At 37.8% G+C, this 22,080-nt stretch carries 22 protein-coding genes, 1 other RNA gene and 1 riboswitch; of the genes, 5 read left to right on the top strand and 18 right to left on the bottom strand.

Features of this window, described 5'->3' with window-relative positions; genetic code table 11:
• Window positions 1-45: 45 nt before the first annotated feature.
• The 5 genes from MKY06_RS07300 to MKY06_RS07280 all read right to left on the bottom strand — a co-directional run bounded on the left by MKY06_RS07300 (window position 46) and on the right by MKY06_RS07280 (window position 6,237).
• Entirely contained in the window at window positions 46-1,356 is a 1,311-nt protein-coding gene (locus MKY06_RS07300) for a nucleobase:cation symporter-2 family protein (RefSeq protein WP_013056158.1), read from the bottom strand.
• Window position 1,357: 1 nt separating this feature from the next.
• On the bottom strand, window positions 1,358-1,951 hold the full coding sequence (locus MKY06_RS07295; protein ID WP_013056157.1) for a xanthine phosphoribosyltransferase: 594 nt from the start codon (window positions 1,949-1,951) through the stop codon (window positions 1,358-1,360).
• Between the two features lie 103 nt (window positions 1,952-2,054).
• A riboswitch (purine riboswitch) is annotated at window positions 2,055-2,156 on the bottom strand.
• A gap of 97 nt (window positions 2,157-2,253) precedes the next feature.
• Window positions 2,254-3,771 carry a carboxypeptidase M32 gene (locus MKY06_RS07290; RefSeq protein ID WP_098278642.1) on the bottom strand — a complete coding sequence of 506 codons (1,518 nt, stop codon included), beginning with the start codon at window positions 3,769-3,771 and terminating at the stop codon, window positions 2,254-2,256.
• 124 nt (window positions 3,772-3,895) lie between these two features.
• On the bottom strand, window positions 3,896-5,833 hold the full coding sequence (locus MKY06_RS07285; RefSeq protein WP_013056155.1) for an ATP-dependent DNA helicase: 1,938 nt from the start codon (window positions 5,831-5,833) through the stop codon (window positions 3,896-3,898).
• A 224-nt stretch (window positions 5,834-6,057) separates the two neighbouring features.
• The gene (locus tag MKY06_RS07280) at window positions 6,058-6,237 is read right to left on the bottom strand and encodes a hypothetical protein (RefSeq protein WP_013056154.1); all 180 of its coding nucleotides are present in this window, start codon (window positions 6,235-6,237) and stop codon (window positions 6,058-6,060) included.
• Between the two features lie 332 nt (window positions 6,238-6,569).
• Here MKY06_RS07280 and MKY06_RS07275 point away from each other — a divergent pair, with 332 nt between their 5' ends.
• Genes MKY06_RS07275 through MKY06_RS07260 form a run of 4 tightly spaced genes read left to right on the top strand, consistent with a single transcriptional unit; the run spans window position 6,570 to window position 10,709 of the window.
• Window positions 6,570-7,661 carry an ABC transporter ATP-binding protein gene (locus tag MKY06_RS07275; protein WP_013056153.1) on the top strand — a complete coding sequence of 364 codons (1,092 nt, stop codon included), beginning with the start codon at window positions 6,570-6,572 and terminating at the stop codon, window positions 7,659-7,661.
• 36 nt (window positions 7,662-7,697) lie between these two features.
• Window positions 7,698-8,945, top strand: a complete 1,248-nt coding sequence (locus tag MKY06_RS07270; RefSeq protein ID WP_013056152.1) for an ABC transporter substrate-binding protein — start codon at window positions 7,698-7,700, stop codon at window positions 8,943-8,945.
• Window positions 8,929-9,882 (top strand): carbohydrate ABC transporter permease, encoded by a 954-nt coding sequence (locus MKY06_RS07265; RefSeq protein ID WP_013056151.1) that lies wholly within the window; start codon window positions 8,929-8,931, stop codon window positions 9,880-9,882. Before MKY06_RS07270 ends, MKY06_RS07265 begins: the two co-directional genes overlap by 17 nt.
• 14 nt (window positions 9,883-9,896) lie before the next feature.
• A complete protein-coding gene (locus MKY06_RS07260; protein ID WP_013056150.1) occupies window positions 9,897-10,709 on the top strand; it encodes a carbohydrate ABC transporter permease in 813 nt (270 codons plus the stop codon).
• A gap of 34 nt (window positions 10,710-10,743) precedes the next feature.
• On the opposite strand, the gene MKY06_RS07255 is transcribed toward MKY06_RS07260, so the two are convergent.
• Complete coding sequence (locus tag MKY06_RS07255; RefSeq protein WP_029325143.1) at window positions 10,744-11,238, bottom strand: hypothetical protein; 495 nt, start codon at window positions 11,236-11,238, stop codon at window positions 10,744-10,746.
• Window positions 11,239-11,396: 158 nt separating this feature from the next.
• On the opposite strand from MKY06_RS07255, the gene MKY06_RS07250 reads away from it, so the two are divergent.
• On the top strand, window positions 11,397-11,525 hold the full coding sequence (locus tag MKY06_RS07250; protein ID WP_013056148.1) for a hypothetical protein: 129 nt from the start codon (window positions 11,397-11,399) through the stop codon (window positions 11,523-11,525).
• 44 nt (window positions 11,526-11,569) lie between these two features.
• Here the strand turns inward: MKY06_RS07250 and MKY06_RS07245 are convergent, their stop codons facing one another.
• From MKY06_RS07245 to MKY06_RS07190, 12 genes are all read right to left on the bottom strand, one after another.
• Window positions 11,570-12,715: a THUMP domain-containing class I SAM-dependent RNA methyltransferase gene (locus tag MKY06_RS07245; protein WP_013056147.1), complete on the bottom strand. Its 1,146-nt coding sequence runs from the start codon at window positions 12,713-12,715 to the stop codon at window positions 11,570-11,572.
• A gap of 209 nt (window positions 12,716-12,924) precedes the next feature.
• The gene (locus MKY06_RS07240; protein WP_064471483.1) at window positions 12,925-14,592 is read right to left on the bottom strand and encodes a glycoside hydrolase family 13 protein; all 1,668 of its coding nucleotides are present in this window, start codon (window positions 14,590-14,592) and stop codon (window positions 12,925-12,927) included.
• Window positions 14,593-14,724: 132 nt separating this feature from the next.
• Window positions 14,725-15,351, bottom strand: coding sequence for a response regulator (locus MKY06_RS07235; RefSeq protein WP_029325141.1), 627 nt, complete (start codon window positions 15,349-15,351; stop codon window positions 14,725-14,727).
• The gene (locus MKY06_RS07230; RefSeq protein ID WP_013056144.1) at window positions 15,344-16,390 is read right to left on the bottom strand and encodes a sensor histidine kinase; all 1,047 of its coding nucleotides are present in this window, start codon (window positions 16,388-16,390) and stop codon (window positions 15,344-15,346) included. Before MKY06_RS07230 ends, MKY06_RS07235 begins: the two co-directional genes overlap by 8 nt.
• Window positions 16,387-17,115, bottom strand: coding sequence for a cell wall-active antibiotics response protein LiaF (liaF, locus tag MKY06_RS07225; protein WP_013056143.1), 729 nt, complete (start codon window positions 17,113-17,115; stop codon window positions 16,387-16,389). Before liaF ends, MKY06_RS07230 begins: the two co-directional genes overlap by 4 nt.
• A gap of 135 nt (window positions 17,116-17,250) precedes the next feature.
• Complete coding sequence (locus MKY06_RS07220; RefSeq protein WP_013056142.1) at window positions 17,251-17,877, bottom strand: PspA/IM30 family protein; 627 nt, start codon at window positions 17,875-17,877, stop codon at window positions 17,251-17,253.
• A gap of 36 nt (window positions 17,878-17,913) precedes the next feature.
• Entirely contained in the window at window positions 17,914-18,258 is a 345-nt protein-coding gene (locus tag MKY06_RS07215) for a lmo0954 family membrane protein (protein WP_013056141.1), read from the bottom strand.
• A 247-nt stretch (window positions 18,259-18,505) separates the two neighbouring features.
• Window positions 18,506-18,894: RNase P RNA component class B (gene rnpB / locus MKY06_RS07210), an RNA gene on the bottom strand.
• 63 nt (window positions 18,895-18,957) lie between these two features.
• A complete protein-coding gene (gene gpsB / locus MKY06_RS07205) occupies window positions 18,958-19,290 on the bottom strand; it encodes a cell division regulator GpsB (protein WP_013056140.1) in 333 nt (110 codons plus the stop codon).
• A 104-nt stretch (window positions 19,291-19,394) separates the two neighbouring features.
• Window positions 19,395-19,946, bottom strand: a complete 552-nt coding sequence (locus MKY06_RS07200; protein ID WP_013056138.1) for a DUF1273 domain-containing protein — start codon at window positions 19,944-19,946, stop codon at window positions 19,395-19,397.
• Between the two features lie 68 nt (window positions 19,947-20,014).
• Entirely contained in the window at window positions 20,015-20,479 is a 465-nt protein-coding gene (locus MKY06_RS07195) for a spore coat protein (protein ID WP_061859656.1), read from the bottom strand.
• 346 nt (window positions 20,480-20,825) lie between these two features.
• Entirely contained in the window at window positions 20,826-22,076 is a 1,251-nt protein-coding gene (locus tag MKY06_RS07190; protein ID WP_029325139.1) for a ribonuclease H-like domain-containing protein, read from the bottom strand.
• Between the last annotated feature and the right edge of the window lie 4 nt (window positions 22,077-22,080).

The following is a 22,080-nucleotide window of genomic DNA, read 5'->3' as shown; positions in this document are numbered from 1 at the left end:
TCGTTCGGATCTTTTCAACTAAAATACTTTTGTTCTAGCCTCTTTTTATTTCGATACTACTTCATTTGTTAACTTTGTTTCTGCAACTTGCGTACGTGGTGATTTCATCATATTAAAGACAATGTTTAAAAAGATTGCTGTAAAACTCCCCATTACAATACCGCTTCCAGTAAGAACTTGAAGACTCTCTGGTAAGTTTTTGAAGAGTTCAGGTACAACCGTCACCCCTAGACCCATGCCAACCGAACATGCAATCACAAGAAGGTTTTCTTGTTTTGCTAAATCAACTTGACTAAGGATTTTAATACCTGAAGAGATTACCATTCCAAACATAGCTACCATTGCTCCTCCAAGTACAGAGCTCGGGATAACTGTCGTCACGGCTGCGATTTTAGGTAGGAAACCCAAAATGATTAAAATTCCACTCGCTGCAAATACAACATTTCTTGTGCGAACACCTGACAACTGTAAAAGGCCTACATTTTGAGAATACGCTGTATAAGGAAATGCGTTAAAAAATCCGCCTAATAAAATCGCCAATCCTTCTGCACGATAGCCTTTAGATAAATCTTTTTCATCCACTTCTTTTTTACAAATATCACTAACGGCAAAATAAACGCCTGTTGACTCGACAATGCCAACAAGTAAAACAAGGAACATTGTCAGAATGGCCATAATATTAAAAGTTGGCATCCCAAAGTACAGCACATGTGGCATATGAACCCACGCTTCTTCTTTTACGCCGGAAAAATCAACTTTCCCCATAAAAGACGCAGCAATTGTTCCAACAACTAATCCTAATAAGACAGAGACCGAGCGCATAAACCCTTTTGTAAATCGATACAGAACAATAATCAATAGTAAAACGCCAAAACCTAAACCTAAATTGCTCAAGCTCCCAAAATCTTTACTTCCTTCTCCTCCGGCTAAATCTTTTATCGCTACGGGAATTAACGTAATTCCAATAATCGTTACAACCGAACCTGTAACTAAAGGAGGGAAAAACTTAACCAATTTACCTAAAAAAGCAGAAAGAAGGACGATGAGTAAACCAGCGACGATAATAGAACCATATATGGAGGAAACGCCGTAAGAACCTCCAATTGAAATCATAGGTCCTACGGCAGTAAACGTACACCCTAATACAACTGGAAGACCAATTCCAAAAAAACGATTTTTCCATACTTGCAGTAGCGTTGCCACACCGCACATAAATAAGTCAATCGCCACTAAATACGTAAGCTGCTGCTGAGTCAAGCCAATGGCTCCTCCAACAATAAGCGGAACAACAATCGCACCTCCGTACATAGCTAAAACATGCTGTAAACCAAGTGAAAAGACTTTTCCTTTATTCATATTAAACCTCCACTGTTGGTTTATCTTCAACAAATGTCACTTTACCATTTGATAAAGACTGAATGCGTGCTAATGATTCTACTTTAACGCCTGATTGACGAATTTGTTTTCCTCCATCTTGGAACGCTTTTTCAATAACAATACCAATGCCGCCTACTTTAGCACCTGCTTTTTGCACGATATCCATCAAGCCGAATGCAGCTTGGCCGTTTGCTAAAAAGTCATCAATAATTAAAATCACGTCATCTTCTTGAATAAATTTATCAGCAACTGAAATTTCATTTTCTTCTTTTTTTGTAAATGAATATACTTTTGATGTAATGAGTCCGTCTTGAAGTGTTAAAGATTTTCTTTTTCTAGCAAACACCATCTCAACGTTTAGCTTCAATGCGGTCATAATCGCTGGAGCAATTCCTGATGATTCAATCGTTAAAATCTTCGTAATTCCTGCATCTTCAAAACGCGAAGCGAATTCTTCTCCAATTTCTTTCATTAATACAGGATCCATTTGGTGGTTTAAAAATGTGTCTACTTTTAAAACCGTGTCCGATAATACGATACCATCTGTTAAAATTTTGTTTTGCAAAGCTTTCATAGTTCGTTCCTCCAACGTTTGTATTAAAAAAGCTCAAAAACATAGCTGCACTCGTATATGAGTAGAGCAATGTCTTTGAGCTTTTACGCACAAAAGTGAAAAACAAACTTCATCGCTCACCCATAGTCAAACTATTTACGGTAGTTTGGTAGATACTTACGAGCCTTATTCTCGTCATTATATGAGTGCGTTATTGAGTTAATTGTATTATATCAGCAAATCTTTTATTTGAAAATATCTAAAAACGATATTTTCGAACATTTACTTGTGATACAAAACATAATATTCGTTTATAGCGCCTTTTATACGTGATAAATTTCTCCATATTTCATTTCTAGATACTGAATTAAATAATCTACATTTAAGCCTTCTCCCGTTACATCGTTTAAAATTTCAAGAGGCTTTTTCATTTTTCCGTACTGATGAATATGTTCTGTTAGCCAATTTGTGATCGGCGAAATTTCTCCTTTTTCGAGGAGTTCATCATAATTGGGCAAGTCTTTTAACATGGTATGCTTAAACTGCGCTGCGTACATATAGCCAAGAGCGTAGGAAGGGAAGTACCCAAAGCTTCCTCCGGCCCAGTGTACATCCTGAAGCACGCCTTCTCCATCGTGACTTGGACGAACTCCTAAATATTCTTCGTATTTCTCATTCCAAATTTCCGGTAAATCTGCAACTTTATATTCTCCGTTTATTAATCCTTTTTCAATCTCATAGCGAATCATAATATGAAGAGGATACGTTAACTCATCTGCTTCAATACGAATAAGCGACGGTTTCGCCTCATTTACTCCTCGGTAAAAATCTTCTAAATCTACATCGTCAAATTGTCTCGGCGCATGCTTTTTTAGTACGTCGTAATGATGCTGCCAAAATGCTTTATTTTTCCCGACAAACTGCTCAAAAAACAGCGACTGTGATTCATGAATTCCCATTGAAGTACCTTCACATAGAACCGTACCGACAAGATCCTTTGAAATATTCTGCTCATATAAAGCATGGCCGCATTCGTGAATCGTTCCAAAAATAGCCGTTCGGAAATCGTTTTCAGCATACTTAGTCGTGATGCGCACATCTCCCGGGTTTAAGCCAGTAGCAAAAGGATGGACTGTTTCATCAAGTCGCCCCGCTTCAAAATCGTAGCCAAGCGTTTTTAACACGTCTAGGCTAAATTGCTTTTGCGCTTCTTTTGGGAAAGTACGGAATAAAAATTCCGTATTTGGCTTTGTATTCGACCCGGCGATTCGCTGAACAAGAGGCACAATATGCTCCCGTAGCTTTCCAAATACCTCGTCTAAGATTTCAACCGTCATCCCCGGTTCAAAAAGGTCTAATAAACGGTTATATTTGTTTCCTTCATACCCCCAATACTCCACAAACTTCTGATTGAAAGCTACAATTTTTTCGAGGTACGGTTGAAATAAAGCAAAATCTGCTTTTTCTTTTGCGTCTTCCCAAACCGACTCAGCTTTTGAAGTTAATGTAACGTATTCTTTATATTCATGCGGAGGAATCTTTTTATTTAAGTCATATTCTTTTTTACATTCTTCCACTGCTTTTTTCGTAATATCGTTTATGTAAGGCTGTGACTCAGGGGTCGTTAATTTCTCAATAAAACCTGCCATTTCATCAGAAACAGAAAGATTGAACGCTTCTGATGACATCATGCCAATAACTTCAGAACGCTGATCCGCCCCTTTTTTTGGAGCACCCGTCCTCAAATCCCAGTACATCACTCCGATTGCCTCGTGATAACTTTTGATTTTATTCATGTATTCATAAAACTGTTTCTCAATTTTCTGTATGTCTTCTCTCATTGTTTTTCCTCCTTACTTTCCTTATTTCACCATAAATTATTTTATCATAATAGTAACGGTGTGTATATAACTGAATATTCAATCTATTATGCATATAAAAAAGCGCGGCTACAACCGCGCTTTTTTATACGTTTTCTATTTTTGTTGGGACATTTTGTTCAATGATTGAACGCACTTTTGAATCTGTGCTTTTTGGCATAAAGATCGTGATTAGACCCTTATCGTTATGAGAGCGAATCAGTCTTCCAACTCCTTGCTTTAAGCGAAGAAGCATATACGGCATATCTGCATCCCAAAATGGATCGACTACTTGGTTGCGCTTTGCTTCAAAGACCGGATCATTTGGCGGATATGGCAGAGACCAAATAATTACATTAGATAGCGAAGGTCCAGGAATATCCAATCCTTCCCACAAATGAACAGCGCATAAAATCGTTTCTTCTTCCCTTTGGAACTGAGATACTAATTTACTGATTTCTTGATCGCCTTCAAATAAAAATGTGTACTGATTTAACTCTTTGGAAACTTCTTTGAACATCTCTAGTTCTTCTTTGCTATTAAACAATAAAAGTGCTCGTCCGTTCGTTTTTTCGAGCTGAGCAACAGCAAAGGCGAATTTTTCAGCAAACGCTTCTTCTTGATCATCCGAAACATTTTTTACCGCAATTTTCATTTGCTCATCATAATCAAATGGCGATTCAACAGAAAAAGAAAGCGGCTTTGCAATTCCTAAGCTATATGCTAAATAATCGAACGATTGGTTATCTGAAAGAGTCGCAGAAGTGAAAATATATGGTATTTTCTTCGCAAATACTCGTTCTTTTAAGACGTCTTTTACTGCTTGCGGCATAATAACCAACGTCAGTTGCCAGTTATTTTCTTCTACCCAGTAGATGGCATTTTCGTTGTCCATAAATAAGCGCAGCGAATAATCAATTTGATCTAGGTACTCATCTACAATTCGCAGCGTATATTCGTCTACTGTATAGGTCTCACTCTCAAACACAAGCTCGTTTCCGATATGCTCAAGCAGCGATAAAAGTTCTTTTCCTACACTTTGTAATCCGTTTGTGCGGGCTACTTCTTTACGGCTAGAACCAACGATTTCTGTGCTTGCTTCACTTAAACGGTCAAAGAACATTGCATATACATCGATAGCGTGCTCGATCTTCACAGCAAATTCTTCTCGCACGTCATTTTCTAATAGACGCGTTAACAAGTTTTCTAACGTATCTTCTTGAATGCGATATGTTAAAGCCTTTTGTGCAGCAAATTCCAGCAGGTGACCTTCATCAAATACAACACAGCTGCTTTCAGGAAGAAGGGGAAGCTGTCCTTCACGCTTGCGGGCTTCATATGTCCAAATGTGCTCCATGTAAAAATCGTGAGAGCAAATAATTAAGTCATGTGCTTTTCTATAGTGCTCACGTGAAAGCGTTAAGCCGCATCTATGACGCTGCTCACAGGAAGAGCAGTCTTGAAACGTATCCCAGTTAATTTGATTCCATTCCTCATCCGTTAAATGAGGATATTCTTTACGGTCTCCGTAGTGATAGAACGACTGCATACCGCTATGATCATGAACAAAATCAGGAAGCGTATCGTAAATTTCTTCAATGTTTTCATTATCTGTTCGTGCTGTCACAGCATCTAATTTCTTTAAACACAGATACTGATCTTGAGATTTTGCTAGGCGAACATCCATGTTAATATCTAAAATACCAGAGAGCTTTGCAATGTCTCCTTCGGCTTTTACTAACTGTTCAATTAATGTTTCATCCGCACAGGCAATAATAGCTGGCTTGCCAATATACCTTGCATAACAAATAGCGTACAGCAAATACACAATGGTTTTCCCTGTTCCTACACCTGCTTCTGCAAATATTACATTTTTTTCTTTAAAAGCTCGTTCGATTTGAAAAGCCATAAAAATTTGTTCATCCCGAAGTTCTAACCCTGCGTCTGGAAGATGATCATAAAAAACATCACCTATCCATTCATTTAATTTGTCAAAAAAGTTTTCATCCCGCTCAATTGTAAAAGGCAACCGCTCTCTCATCATCGATACTGACTCCTTTATTTATGTAAATATCTATCAATAAAAATTAGCTTCACTTCTTTTTATCTAGTAAATTTCTCATGTAAGCAAAACTTAATTATTGACTACTTTATCTAAAATGTCAATAAAAAGAGCTGAACATAAAAAAGTTCTGCCTGTAAGGACAGAACCTTTTTGTATAAAAGCTGAGTGTATAGAACGCAAACGGAATAAGTGCTATTAAAAAATTAATTACAGCGGAATTTTGAGTCCGTGGACTGAGACAATAAAAAGGCCGCTTCATACTCGGCTTTTGCTTGTTCCAGCTGAGTAAGCGTCTCTCCGCTCACTTCTATTCCCTGCTGCATTAAATGATAGCTGTTTTCCAACGCTTGACGAATCATAGTGAACTGCGTGTTTCTATCCATTTATAAACATCCTCTCTCTGTAATGCTTACTATAAAAGTGAATACTATCATTCTATACACCAGCTGTTTATTTTATTCTCAAAACCAGCATCTCTGGCTTAATAAATGGATTCTTTCATTTAAAAAAATAATCTAACTTATTAAAATATTTTAATTCTCACTTGACGTATAGGAATAATATATTTTAAAATTACTTACATATTCAATCACTCAAAACTACATAATACAGGCTTACCGGTCAACCGATAGCCTCTAATTGCCAGATACACGTACAATCCGTCTGTGCAATTAGAGGCTTTTATTTTTTAAAAAGCCTGCTGAAAGGAGAAAAAATGGCAGAACTGCAGTTACAGCATGTGTATAAAAAATACGGAAAAGATAGTCTTGCAGTTGATAATTTCAATCTTCATATTCAAGACAAAGAATTTATTGTATTTGTAGGACCTTCAGGGTGCGGCAAATCCACTACCCTTCGAATGATCGCCGGCCTTGAATCGATAACAGAAGGAGAATTGCTTATTAATGGAGATCGTGCAAACGATTTGCCTTCTAAGGACCGAGATATTGCAATGGTGTTTCAAAACTACGCGCTTTACCCTCATTTAACAGTTTACGACAACATGGCATTTGGCTTGCAGCTCCGCAAAGTCCCAAAACAAGAAATTGATGAGCGCGTTCGTGAAGCGGCTCGTATTTTGGACTTAGAACCCTATTTAAAACGCAAGCCAAAAGCGTTATCAGGAGGGCAGCGTCAGCGGGTGGCTTTAGGAAGAGCCATTGTACGGAATGCCCAAATTTTTTTAATGGATGAGCCTTTATCTAATCTTGATGCGAAGCTTCGCGTACAAATGCGTGCTGAAATCAGTAAGCTTCATCAGAGGCTGCAGACGACCATTATTTATGTAACCCACGATCAAACAGAAGCGATGACGATGGCAAGCAGAATCGTAGTTATGAAAGACGGAAAAATTCAGCAAATAGGTTCACCTATGCAAGTGTATAATGCTCCAGAGAATACGTTTGTAGCCAGTTTTATAGGATCACCGGGAATGAACTTTTTCACAGGAAAAGTAGTGAACAGCAAACTGCACATCAGTGAACATGAGTTTCAACTGACAGAAAATCAAATGCATTCGTTACATGAAAAAGGCTACAACAATCAGTTTATTACTGTAGGAATTCGACCTGAGCATGTTACGCGCGCCTCTTCTGATGCTCCTCATATTTCATTACTGGTAGATGTGTCTGAGTTATTAGGAGCAGAGTACATACTATACAGTAGTTTAGGAGACCAGCTCTTTGTGGCTAAAATCCCTGGGGATGAACATATTCAAGTTCATCAGTACTTTCCATTTCATTTTCAAATGAATCATGCTCATTTCTTTGACCAAGCATCTACCAACCGTATCAAAATTGACCAATAACTATCTAAAAAGAATTCTATAAGTGGGGGAACTAAAATGAAAAAATTATTAATTCTGTTAGCAATGCTCACCGTGATCATCGCGGGCTGCGGCAAAAACAGTTCAACAAGCGGTGACAGCAGCGACTCTTCTAAAAAAGTAACCATTAACTTTACGCATTGGCGAGGAGAAGATTCGAAAGCTTTTGATTCTATCATTGAGCAATTTGAAAAGAAAAATCCAAATATTCATGTAGAAATGACCGTCTTTCCTTCTGATTCATATCAATCACAAATTCAAGGATCTCTACTATCTGGAGAAGGTATCGATGTATTTGCTAGTTTTCCAGGAAGTCAATTTGAAACGATTCGCAAAGCAAATGGTTTTGCAAAGCTGGACGACCAAAACTTACTCAGCAAATTTGACGAAAAGCTAATCCAAGCGGGTAAATCGGATAATACGCAATATGCTCTTCCTTATCAGCTAGTCTATAACATCCCTGTCTATAACAAAGGCATTTTTGAAAAACTAAATTTAGATATTCCTAAAGATTGGAGTAGCTTTTTAAAAACATCTGAAACATTAAAGAAAAATGGATACACGCCGATTTTATTTTCAGGAGACGTAAGTCCTTCTCAATTTATTAATCCAATGATTATGAATAACGAACCTACAAACAACGCCCTTCACGAGGTAGAAACGGGCAAGCGCAAGCTAACTGATGAATGGTTTATCAAAACCCTATCTCAAATTAAAGAATTAAATGACAAAGGTTACTTCCAAAAAGATGCTCTTGGTACGAAAAAAGAAAGTGCTGCAGCACTTTTTGCTCAGGAAAAAGGCGCAATGCTTGCTCAAGGTTCTTATATGATGGCTACAGTCAAACAGCAAAATCCGAAGATTGATCAAGGTTTGCTTGCACCGATTACAGTGGATCAAGATAAAGCAAAATACGAAGGTGTTCATACCACGACATTCTTATTAGGTGTTGCTGAAAAATCAAAACACAAAGAAGCTGCTAAGAAATTTTTAACTTTCCTTGCAGATCCAAAGATTTCTTCTGAGTATGCGAATGCTACTGGCCAGTTATTAACGGTCAAAGACGTGAAATATGATTCACCTGAACTCAAAGAAAGCGCAAAATGGAAAGACAAAAAAACGGTCTTCCAACCTCGATTCACAATTTTAAATGAGCGCGTATCAAAAGCTGTTGAAACATCTGTACAGGACGTACTATCCGGTATGTCAGCGAAAAAAGCTGCTGAAAAAGCACAAGGAGAGGTAGAACGTGTCGCTAAAAACTAATACGTCTATTCAAGAAGAAGAAAAGAGAACCCCTTCGTTCTCTTTTCCTCTCTTTTCATTTAAAAGTATCTCTAAAAGCAGACATCTATGGTTGTTTTTACTTCCCGGTTTTGTCATATATACTGTTTTCTTTGCATTGCCAACGCTTTCTGCTTTATTTTTAAGCACAACTGATTGGAATGGATTATCTTCTCAGTTCTCATTTGTAGGGTTTCAAAACTTCAAAGAAATTTTAACAAACGATGCTATTTTTACACAGTCTCTTACAAACAACTTAAAGTTCACAATTGGCGTGCTGATCTTTCAAACGTTATTGAGCTTAGGCTTTGCACTCTTACTTTATAAAAATTCTGCATGGAATACATTTTATCGCTCACTCTTTTTTGTACCGACGATTATTTCGTCCGTGTCGATTGCTTTCACGTGGAACTTTATGTATGACCCCAACATTGGAGGAGTTAACCTATTTTTAAGTAAAATAGGCCTTGAGCATTGGACCCAGTCTTGGATTGGAAATGGGCATATCGCAATTTACAGCTTGGCTTTTGTACAATTTTGGGCACATACTGGTCAAATGCTTATTATTTTTGTAGCTGGAATTCAAGCTATTCCCAGTGAGTTATATGAAGCTGCTAGTATTGATGGAGCAACAAGATGGCAAAAATTCAAGCGCATTACGTGGCCTCTTTTAGCTCCAGCTACGACAATGGTTGTAGCTTATACGACCATACAAAGTTTTAAAGCATTTGATTTAATCATTGCAATGACAAATGGAGGTCCCTCCAATTCAACTGAAATTCTTTCGACGCTTCTTTATCACGAAGCTTTTATTAATTTTCGTTTCGGCTATGCCTCTGCCATTTCAGTTGTATTTATGATTGTGATTGCTCTTTTAACGTTTCTTCAATTTCGCGTACTTCGCTTGACCAAAATGTAAAAGGAGATTCTTTTATGAAACAAAACCCATTCAGACAACTGATTTTAGGGATATACGGTTTAATCATTCTGTTGCCCTTAAGCTTGGTTTTATTAACAACCTTTAAAACAACGCCTGAACTTTACAGCAACCCAATCGGATTACCAGCAGGCTGGAATATTGAAAATTATAAACAGCTGCTCGTCAATGAACCCATCTTTGGCTATATTAAAAACAGCGTGATTGTTACCGTCTTTAGCACGTTTTTTATTCTATGGTTTTCAAGCATGATTGCTTATGCTATTATTCAGCTACCTCAAAAGCTTGGATGGATTGTATACGGCTTTTTTGTTTGCGGAATGATTGTCCCTACTCAAGTCAATATGATTCCTGTCTTTTTGCTGATGAATAAGCTTGGGCTCGTCAATACGCTAACAGGCGTCATTATCGTCTCCATAAGCTTTTTGCTTCCCATCGGTGTGTTTATTATCACGGGGTTTATGAAAACTTTGCCAAGGGAACTATTCGAAGCTGCTCGCATGGACGGAGCGTCAGAATGGAAAATATATTCAAAAATCGCTCTTCGACTCTCAATACCATCAATGGCTACAGTGGGAATTTTTTCGTTTGTGATTGTGTGGAATGATCTGTTATTCCCTTTGCTATTGTTAAAATCTAAAGAAGTAAAAACGCTGCCTATTGCACTACTGGACTTTCAAGGGGAATTTCTGACTAATTACCCTATGCTGTTTTCAGCAGTCGTTCTTTCTTCTATCCCACTATTGATTGCGTACGTGTTTTTGCAAAAGCATTTCATTTCAGGAATGACATCTGGGGCATTAAAATAGCAGGCAAGAAAATCACGCTTCCCTGCCTGCCCCTTTATTCTATAGGATTATTTTTTAAAGCACGCTGAGGTTTCGGTTTCTCTACTACTAGATGTTGGTAAACGTACATTAAAGCAGCTTTCAACAGAAAGATACCTAGCAAATGGTACTCTTTAAATGTGCCTACGCTAAAAAGCTTTGCACGGCTCATAGCTCGTTGAAAAGGATAAACAAAAAATGTATCTACGATTGCATTTAATAACATATACCTTCCAAAATGGCCGTATGTGAACTTTTTAATCCATAAAGAACCTGCTAAAAATGGACCTAAAAGTAAAGCAGCTTCACCTGTTAGATATGGATGAGGAGGATTAGGGAATATCCACCACTTCTTTTTTTCAGCAATATAGCTTTCAACCATAATTAAAAAGGAAATAAACATAGTAGATGATAAATAGCGCTTAATATGCTGTCGTCCTATAAAAGGGATGGTTAACCATGAAAGAAGCATCATCCCCCCAAAAATCCGTGCTGATCGGTTTTTTCTCATTTTATCACCTCTTAGGTTTTAGTATGAGATTTCCCTTTCGTAAATATGTTAGAAATAAGCTAATCATTTCTCGTTTTAAGCCTGCTATTGAAAAGAAATGAATACATATATTGCCCTGCTACTCGCCCATACTATAAAAAACATAATGGGGTGAGTATATGCATGATTATTATGACGGACTATATAAATACCTGCTTAATGCTACATTTTGGTTTATTTTATTAATTGTCGTGCTCGGTATAGGCATGTTTGGAATGCTAGCTTATCGAGGTTTGAAAAAAAAATAACGTACAAAAGCCAAGCTGGTTTTTACACCGCTTGGCTTTTGTATTTATTGATCGTTGCGTGGAGGACGAGGTCCCCAGTATTGATAGTAGTCTGTTTTAATAAACCCGTTAAACAATTTGCGTTTTTTCGTTGCTTTTTTACCGTAGTATTGTTCAAATTGTTCATGAGATGTAAGCATATAAATCGACCACGTATCAAGTTTAGAAAACGCTTCGCCCATTTCAGCGTACATTTTTTCAACAGAAGGACGATCGCTTAAACGTTCGCCGTACGGAGGGTTACCAATAATGATTCCATATTCTTTCGGCGTCGTAAAATCGCGCACTTGCATTTGCTTAAATTGAATTAAATCTCCAAGTCCAGCTTCAAATGCATTTTGCTCCGCTACTTTTACCATACGATGATCAATATCATGACCAGCAATATCTAGCACTTGGTCGTAGTTCGCTAAGTCTTCTGCTTCTTCGCGCGCTTTGTCCCAAATGCTTGCTGACATCCATGGCCATTCTTCTGATAAGAAGTCACGGTTAAATCCTGGTGCAATATTTTGACCGATAAGCGCTGCTTCGATAGCAATTGTACCAGAGCCGCAAAAAACATCGACAAACGGACGATTCGCATTCCACGGCGTTAGCATAATTAGAGCCGCTGCCAGCGTTTCTTTTAAAGGAGCTTCTCCTTGTCCAACGCGGTAACCGCGCTTATGAAGTCCTGCACCGCTTGCGTCAATTGTTAATGTAGCAACATCTTTTAATAGCGCTACTTCAATTTTAAACGTTGACCCTGTTTCTTCGAGCCAGCCTGTTGTTTTGTTATAATGTTTTTTCATGCTGTCAACAATTGCTTTTTTCACAATGCTTTGACAATCTGATACGCTGAACAATTTAGATTTAACTGATTTTCCCGATACAGGAAACTGTGCATCTACGGGCAAATAATCTCCCCAATTTAATGCTTTTGTTTGTTCAAAAAGCTCATCAAACGTACGAGCTTTGAACTGTCCAACCTGCACTTTAATTCGATCTGCTGTACGAAGCCATAAATTGCAGCGAGCAATTGCGAGCTCGTCTCCTTCAAAGATAACCTTGCCATTATCTACTTCACAGTCATATCCTAAAGCACGCACTTCTTTAGCGACCAGTGCTTCAATTCCCATTGCTGCTGTTGCAATAATTTTATATTTCGCCATTTTTCAACCTCATTTTGTTTCTAATTATCTACACTAAGTGTAAAAGTACCATATACATGCGCCGTAGTCAAAGCTTTCTCCGTCTTTTTATTAAAATGCAAAAACTGCTCGCTCTTGATAGAGCCAGCAGTTTCTTCACCTATGTCGCATATAAATGTGTTTTTAAAAGCTTTCCACTTTAAAATTGCGCAATCGGTTGCTCAACTTGTTTATGAAAGTAAGTATACACGTGTTTCATATGGGTGCAGCGTACATTTTTCAAGCGTTTCGTTTTTATCCAACGGATAATTATGAATCAGCACTTCTCTGTTTACAAATGAGCTCTCTGAAGGAAACTCGAACGTTTGATTTTTCGGTGACATATTACAAATAACAACAGCGGTTTTACCTTCTAATGTTCGCGTATACGCATAAATAGCGGAATCTTCTTCTGCCAATAGCTTATAAGTTCCATACACCAGCACATCATGCTGTTTTCTAATTTTAATGAGCTGTTTGTAAAAATTCAGCACCGAATTTTTATCACTTTTCTGCTCTTCTACGTTAATATCTACGTAATTTGGATTCACCTTCATCCAAGGGGTACCAGTAGAAAATCCTGCATTTCTTTCTGTATTCCACTGCATTGGCGTTCTTGAATTATCGCGGCCTGTTTCCCAAATCACTTTCATAATCTCGTCATGTGTATCGCCTTTTTCACGCTGAATACGGTAGTAGTTAATCATACCAACATCATCATAATCGTCAATAGAATCAAACTTAACATTGGTCATTCCAAGTTCTTGTCCTTGATAAATAAACGGTGTTCCTTTCATTAAAAAGTATAGTGCAGCTAAGCACTTTGCACTTTCCACTCGGTAAGCTACGCTGCCGAATTTATTTACAGAACGAATTTGGTCATGATTTTCTAAATATAAAGCATTCCAGCCGTTGATTTTTTCTAAACCATTTTGCCAATTAGTTAAAATCGTTTTTAACTCGATTAAATCAAGCGGTTTTTCTTCTCCTTTATCCCACAGTCCCATATGCTCGAACTGAAAAATCATATTGAAGTTTCCGCCATCTTCAGCTACCCACTCATCTGCGCTGTCCGATGTTACACCATTTGCCTCTCCAACCGTCATAATATCATATTTGGCAAACGTATTTTCTTTTAGCTCTTTTAAATGTTCTTGAATTCCCGGTCGATTCATATGCCCTTCAAACGATGGCACATAATCTAGCTTTTCAGGGTTCGGTAGATCTGGGAAGCCGGCCACTTTCTTAATATGCGAAATAGCATCTACACGAAAGCCGTCAATTCCTTTATCTAACCACCAGTTAACCATTTCATAAAGCTCATGACGTACTTTTTCGTTTTCCCAGTTTAAATCAGGCTGTTTTTTAGAAAATACGTGCATGTAATATTCTTTTGTCTTTTCGTCGAACTCCCAAGCTGATCCGCTAAAAATAGATTCCCAATTGTTTGGCTCTTTTCCATCTTTACCTTCGTGCCAAATATAATAATCACGATATGGATTCTCTTTAGAAGACCTGGATTCTAAAAACCAAGGGTGTTCATCTGAAGTATGATTAATAACTAAATCCATAATCAGCTTCATTCCGCGATGGTGAACTTCATCTAGCAGCTCATCAAAGTCTTCCATTGTTCCGAAATCTTTCATAATATCTTTATAATCACTGATATCGTAGCCATTATCGTCGTTAGGAGACTGATAAATCGGGCAAATCCAAATGACATCAATTCCAAGATCAGATAAATAGTCTAATTTTGAAATAACCCCTTGAATGTCACCAATTCCGTCGCCGTTTGAATCCATAAAGCTTCGCGGGTAGATTTGATACGCAACAGCTTCTTTCCACCATTTCTTTTCCATGTGCTCAACCCCTCAAAATAGTGCTTTTACGTAAGCGTTCGCCTTTACGCATATCGCTATTTTATAATGAATACATGCAAAAAAATAGGTTTTTCACAAAAAAAATCGTTATTCTCTTTTGAATAACGATTCTCACTGCACTAATTTGTGTTTAAAGGCATAGATGACTGCTTGAGTCCGGTCCTGTACATCCAGCTTACTTAATAAATTGCTCACATGTGTTTTTACCGTCTTTAGCGCAATAAATAATTCGTCTGCAATCTCTTGATTTGTTTTGCCTTGCGTCATTAGCAATAAAATTTCCATTTCACGAGCTGTCAGTTCTTCATGAGGTAAAGACGGTTTTCTCATTTTAGACATCATTTTACCGGTTACTTCGGGCTCTAATACAGATTGCCCCTCATATGTACGGCGAATAGCAGCTGCAATTTCTCCTGCTTTAGACGTTTTTAATAAATAGCTTGTTGCCCCTGCCTCTAGAGCGGGATATACTTTTTCATCATCTAGAAAGCTAGTGACAATGATCACTTTCGCTTCTGGCCACTGCTTAATCAGTTGTTTCGTTGCTTCAATCCCGTCCATTTCTTCCATGACTAAATCCATTAAAATAATATCCGGGCGCAGCTGAAGCCCTAATTCAACGGCCTGTTGGCCATTTGCTGCTTCAGCTATCACATGAATGTCTGCTTGAGCCGACAAATACGCTCCTACGCCAATACGAACCATTTCATGATCATCTACTAACAGTACATTAATCATTTTGCTTCTCCTCTCTTTCTACTAACGGTACTTTCACTTCTAGCTTTGTTCCTTTGTCGGGCAAGCTAATAATTTTTAATAGGCCTCCAATTTCAACTGCGCGTTCGTACATATTTTGCAGGCCGTACGATCCGACTTTTTCCTTTTCTACATCAAAACCAACTCCGTTATCAACAATACGTAAAATAATGGAAAAATCACGTTTAATCAGCAGCACATCTAAAGCTGTTGCATTGGCATGACGCAGCGTATTTGATACGGATTCTTGCAAAATTCTAAACAAGTGGTCTTCAATGCCTTTATCGAGTTCAAATCCTTCTATTTTCCAATTTAATTCAAGCGGTACTTTTTGAGCAAGCTCATTCATCAGTTCTTTCATTCCAGCCTGTAGCGATTTTCCTTTTAATGCTGCAGGACGAAGATGAAGAAGCAAAGCCCTCATTTCAAGCTGTGATTGATTAATCATTTTTTCAACCATCTTTAATTGCTTAGCTTCAGAGTCTTGTAGCGTAAGATTGGATTCCGTAATAGCAGACATAAGCATCGAAGCGGCAAATAGCTGCTGACTAACGGAGTCATGCAGTTCTCTAGCAAGCCGATTTCGTTCCTGAGAAACAATTTCTTGCACTTGCTTTTGCTGATTTTCCACTTTTTCCGTTGCCATCTTTTGAGATTGCTGTGCTTGAAGAATCATTTTATGATCTACTTTATTTAAACGGCTTATAATTCGAGACGTTTCTTGAATAAGCGGTTCATTTGCCGACATATGCCGGTGGCCATTTTCTATTTCATATAATCGGTTTTCAACATATGTCCACTGCTGTCTCCACATAAACCCCATGATTCCTCCAATCACGCTTCCAATCGTAAGGCTTAAACTGAAGGAAAACAGCACAAAAGGCATGCCAAATACGCTTGTTTTCCATAAGTCGCTAAGTTGAAAAACAGGATATGCAAAAAACACGGTAAGGAGCACGGATACAAATACAAAAAAACTTAAGAAAATCCCCCATAATAACTGCCGTTGAAGAATACTCATATCCTTTGCACCTCTAAATCTCCAATCACAACAGTTGTAACAATCTTCACCCTATGAGCAGATTGATCAAATTCCTCTGTTTTGATAGACAAATTTTCATTGAACGAAAAGCCGCGCTGATGTCCAAAAACCGTTACGTTTCCTGCTAGTTTAGAATGATTCACAGATACTTCCGTTTCGTAAGGAATGAGCACTTTAATATTTCCAAACGCTTGACGAATAAAAATAACCGCATCGCCTTTTGGCAGAACGGTATTGCTTAAATCAACCACAATGTCTCCCCATACGCTTTGAATATTAATATCATCCCATTCGTATACAGAGTCTTCGGTTCTTTGACTACCAAGAAGTTTATTCGTCAAAACCGGCCGGACCTGCACCAAACTTTGGTTTGGCTGCTGGGTAAATTCGTCAGTCGGTCTGAATTCAACGGGATGCTTTCTTGATTGAATAAATCTAAGTAAAAAATACAGAAAAAGAGCAATAACTAAAAACTTAAAGGCAACCGTATTAAATATATTCAACACAAGCCCAATAACGCCAATCCAAAATAAAATGCGCCCTAGTTTTCTTCTCATTTTTTTTCGCCCAATATACATGAACGCACCGGCAATTAATACAGAAAAGATCAAGCCGCTGTGAAAAAACATAATTTCAATAAACAGGACAAATAAACTGCAAATAAAAATGAACATAAGAGATTCTGTTTTGTTTACGCTTTGCACAGCTCTCTCTCCTTTCTCCTCGTAGATGACATAGCGTTCTTTGGATGCTGCAGGTATCTATTCTCTCACCTTAAAAAGACGCAGAAACCTACGCCTTTTTTAGAATACCATGTTTTATGCAGAAACACTGTTTTTTTACGATGATTTTACTCTTTTTTCTAATTCAGCAATCTTGCTGTCTACCGTTTGTCTATAGTAATTTGTATTAATTTGATTTTCAAGCTGGTCAATATAGGTTTCCATTTCGTCAAACTGGCTGTAGGACGTATAAGATGCTTCTGTTTTCATTACTGAATTCATACGATGATGCGCACGAGCAATATTTTCGCGCCCCATTAGTTCCATACGGCGAATATGCATATCTTTTACCTTATGCTTCATTTCTTCATACTTTTGTTCAAGCTCTTCTAACTGCTTGGATGCATCTTCATAAGATTCTTTTACACGCTTTGCTCTCTCTTCGTAGTGAGCATGTTCTTTTAAAATAAATTCATGTAATTCCGCTTCTTCAGCTGCTTGTGCTACTTGTGCTTGCTCATGACGTTTTTTCATCATGTCAAGGGCCAGATGGTATTCGCGATTAAACTGTTCTTTTAACGTGTGCTGTCGCTCAACAAGCTGCCTTACCTTTTCGGTCTCCTGCTCGCATTGACGCAAATAGTGGTTTAGTGCAGCAATTGGATTTTTTTGTTCTTTGTGATCAAGCAATTGATGAAGGTCTGCAGAAATCGTTTCTTTCATTCGAGTAAATAAGTTTCTCATTTTGTTCATCTCCTTAGATAATAAAGTAAACTTTTATTATTTTTGATTTAAGTCAGCCCACTGACGTTCAAAATGCTTAAACGGATCTTCTTTTTCCGTTTTTATAGGGCTGCTGCTGTTCCACTTTTTATATACAATGTAAAGTACTACTGCTGCGATGATACCAGCAAGGGCCGGGAGGTTTGAAACAGTTGTTAAGAGTACAACAACACCAATAAACCCCCAGAGCCATTTTTTAAAGGGGGCCTCTGCTTTAACAAACCCTTTAAATGCTACGTACAAAATAACCAAGCCAAGTGCAAGTCCTACCATCGGACCAGCATTTGCAAGAAGAACGATAGCAGCTACCGCTCCAATCAAAAACAAACCAACTTTTTTCATTTTGTCTCCTCCTTTCGCTTATCTATATACTTAGTTTAAGGATTATGACGTTTTTTCAAAACGAGCTAGAGCTTTATTTTCTCCTAAGACCTGAGGCTGACAACAAGCTCAGTCTGATTGTACAAAAAAATGACAGCTTATGATAAGCTGTCATTTTGACATAAAAAAAGCTCTTCCGTTATACGAAGAGCTGGGTTGGATTAAAATATAGTGTATAACAACAAGTGTCGATTGCTTTTCAATAACGTTCTGTAAGCCATGTTTTGTACCATTGTACTGCAAGCGGCTAGCTACCTCGTACTCCGGTGGCAATTATCTATCTACAAAATGTAACCATTTTGTCCTTCCTTCCGTTCAGTTCCTTCCAGAAAGTTCCCCTACCATTATTTGGGTTTCTCGCTCGAGGGGTTTACCTCGTTCCACTCTTACCATTTCTGATAAGACTTCGTCACTGTGGCACTTTCAGAGTAGTCAAGCCATATCTTAAAAAGACTTAGGCTTTTTCCCCGCCGTTAGCTTTTAACAGCTACCCTAGCTTATGACTTCGCTAGGCACGAACACTACAGACATCGCAGTCTGTGCGAGCATGGACTTTCCTCTACATCCTCATATGTGATGCAGCAATTACCCGAACGTTATTGATAACGACTTTCCTTAGTATAATAAAAATAGGAGTTGAATGCAACTCCTATTTTTAGGTTATTCGTATAATTTACTTCCAAACACATGTTTTTCTAAGTTAGACAAACGTTTTAAAATATCAAAGTTTGTCGTACCCGCTTGCTGCTGCTGTTGAGCCGGCGGCGGGGTAAACGAAGGTTGTTGCGGCTTTTTAGATAATTCTTCTACTTGCTTTTTTAAGCGTAAATTTTCAGTTTGTAATGCTTCAATTTCTTCATGAAATGCTTCATAATCTTTAATAACAGAATCTAGATACTTATCTACTTCTTCTTGATTATAGCCTCTCATGCCTGTTTTAAATTCTTTTTCTAAAATTTCTTTGGCCGTTAAACGGATTTTATCAGCTAACATCTCTATCACCTCGAATACGATAAACCTTATCTTTATTATAATTCATTTTTTCAAAAATAGCTTCAAATGTCAATTTATCTTTTAAAATGTTTCGCCAAGTGGCGTTAAAAAGATGAAAATTTTTCTTCATCCACGATATCCTGTAAGTCGTGAGACGTCACCATTATAATAGGGTATTCTTCTCGTTCAGCACGTTTTTTAGCCGTTTCTAACATATATTTAGGACTTCCTTCGTGCTCTTCGTCGTAAACTAAACAAATACCTTCACTTTTTTCTACTAAAAATTGATTTTTTAACCGAAACTGTGCTGGACTTTCATATTTCTTTTTTGTAATGCTATCTACATAATCTGCTTGACTTAAGACGAATTCATACAATTCTTTATTGACTTCATTCCATTTTTCTTCTTGCTCCAAAAACGGTGTTAAAACAGCTAACTGAAGCTCGGGATAATCGAGCTGGAGATCAAATACCACTTCTGCTGCCCAAATCTCTACTCCTAGCTGGCCACTAATCAATACCCATTCTAATCCATCTTCTACTAATTCCTGTAATTTTTTATAGAGCGCTTTTTTTATGTATGTAATGCCTTGATGTTTTTCATTAAAAATCCCAAGTTCGAATGGCTTATAACCAGTAACCGTTAGCACCTTCATTATATAACTCCTTTGTAACAAAATAGAATAGGAACTGATGTAATCAGCTCCTATTAACGTACAGTACATTATCTAAAATACCCTGAATTAGGTCCTTGATGCGCGCCTTTTGTATGACAGCTTCCTTGGCCGCAACCTTTGTGTCCCGGATAACTAGCACCTGCTACTTGACCTGGGTAGCCTCCTTGACCTGGATAACCAGCACCTGCTACTTGACCTGGGTAGCCTCCTTGACCTGGATAACCAGCACCTGCTACTTGACCTGGGTAGCCTCCCATTTGACCTGGATAGCCTGCTCCCCCTACTTGAGTTGGATATTGCTGCGCACCGCCAAAAAACTGTTGATTTGAAGTTTCATTTACAACAGATTGCGTTTGCGGGAAGTAATGCACGTGCTTCACATTTGTATGATTCACCAATGTATTATGACTTGGATGAATGTGAGGTACAACTACCTCCTGAGAAGTAAACTGCGTGCAGCATTTTGTTGGATGCACAATTGGTGGCATACATTTTGTTGGTCTTGGATACATATCCTTTTTCCCCTTTCACTGTTTAGTTATTACACTATTACAATATGTGAAGGGCAGTGTACATGTACTAAGACAAACACCTATTTTTGGCCTACATAAAGGAGTTATACGAATTTTTCAAACTGCTTAAGACAATTACTGTTAAACAAATTAATGCGAAAAATGATACTAAAATCACATTTTTCATGAGGCCTCTCTCCATCTCACCAAAGTTCTGTTTTTAAGCTGTAAGAATAAGTCTTACATTGACTAATTTTATCAATGACTGAAAAATAGAACAATATAAAACATCCACAAAAACAAAAGAATAATATTTCTGAATATTTCAAAACAAATCAGCTGAAGTCTATGCTTTAGCTGATTTGTTTTTTAGTCTAACAAGTCTTTTTTCAAGCGCTTCCTTCGACGTTTTTTTAGTCATTTCTCTGAATTGATTCCACTTTTCCAAGGCCAGCTCAGTATATAGAAGTGCTTGATGAACATCTTTGAGACGATGCTCATAAATTTTAGCTAGCTCAACCAATGCTTCTATAGCGACGTCACCTTCACATGTTTGAACCAAGGGTTCAAACATGTCCACTGCCTCTTTCCAACTCTTCTCTTTTTTATAATGATAAGCCATCGCTAGCTGAGCTTTTTCATGCTCCTCTTTTTCTTTTTCCGCTACGCCCTGATAAAGAGAGAAAGCGTGCTTATTCTCCCCTAACTGCTCATACCACCTTGCTACTTCATATGTTTCTTTTTCTGTAAACTCCTCACTAGTAAGGAGATGTTTTGATAAATGAATGTATAAGGTGATAAGTGATAAAATATCATGTTCATTATGTTTCATAATGTCGAATAAGCCTCTTGGATTTTTCGTTTCAATAAAATCAAAATAAATCATGGGAGCTAAGAAACCTGGAATATCATCCACTCGTTCAATTCCAAGTATTTCATTTTCGACATTCGCAAGCTTAACCGAATTCATTTTATGTTTCCACAGCCTTCTTGATGCATGCAGTAAATCAAAGTGACCGAACTTAGGCAGCTTGGGCAAATGATCTCTCAATAGCGTATGACGAGTCTTCACATGAGGCCAATCGAAAGATTTTCCATTATAAGTCACAAGCGTCGTATAGTCTACTTCTTTTAAGAAACTTTCGTAAAATGCTACTTCTCCACTTGGCTCTGTTAATATATGCTGACGAAAAACGACGGAATCTTTTAGCACCCTTGCATATCCTAGCAAAAAGATAGTCGTTCCCGTACCTGTACTAAGCCCCGTCGTTTCCGTATCAAAGAAAAATAAATCTGAATATGTGCGGCCTTTTGATGAAAGCGGATGAGCAACTGTAGACCGATTCCATACTTCCACTACTTTTTTCAGCTCATTAAATTCATAATGTCCATGCTTGTAGTCGAGCGGGTAAACCACTTCTCTGATCATACAGTAGCTGTCTTCGGCAAAGTAAGGAACAGCATAATTTCCCTTCCATTCCTGCTCATAGGGAATAGACGCGCTTTTAGGTCGCTGCGGGTTACTTTCAACCGGCGGCTTTGCTTCTGTAACATGAAGATGCTTTTTCATACGGTTTAATTTATTTTTAAAAGACACGAGT

It is taken from the genome of Priestia sp. FSL P4-0332, from assembly GCF_038005845.1.
Lineage (GTDB): Bacteria > Bacillota > Bacilli > Bacillales > Bacillaceae_H > Priestia.
This window is presented reverse-complemented; position numbering and strand designations above follow the sequence as displayed.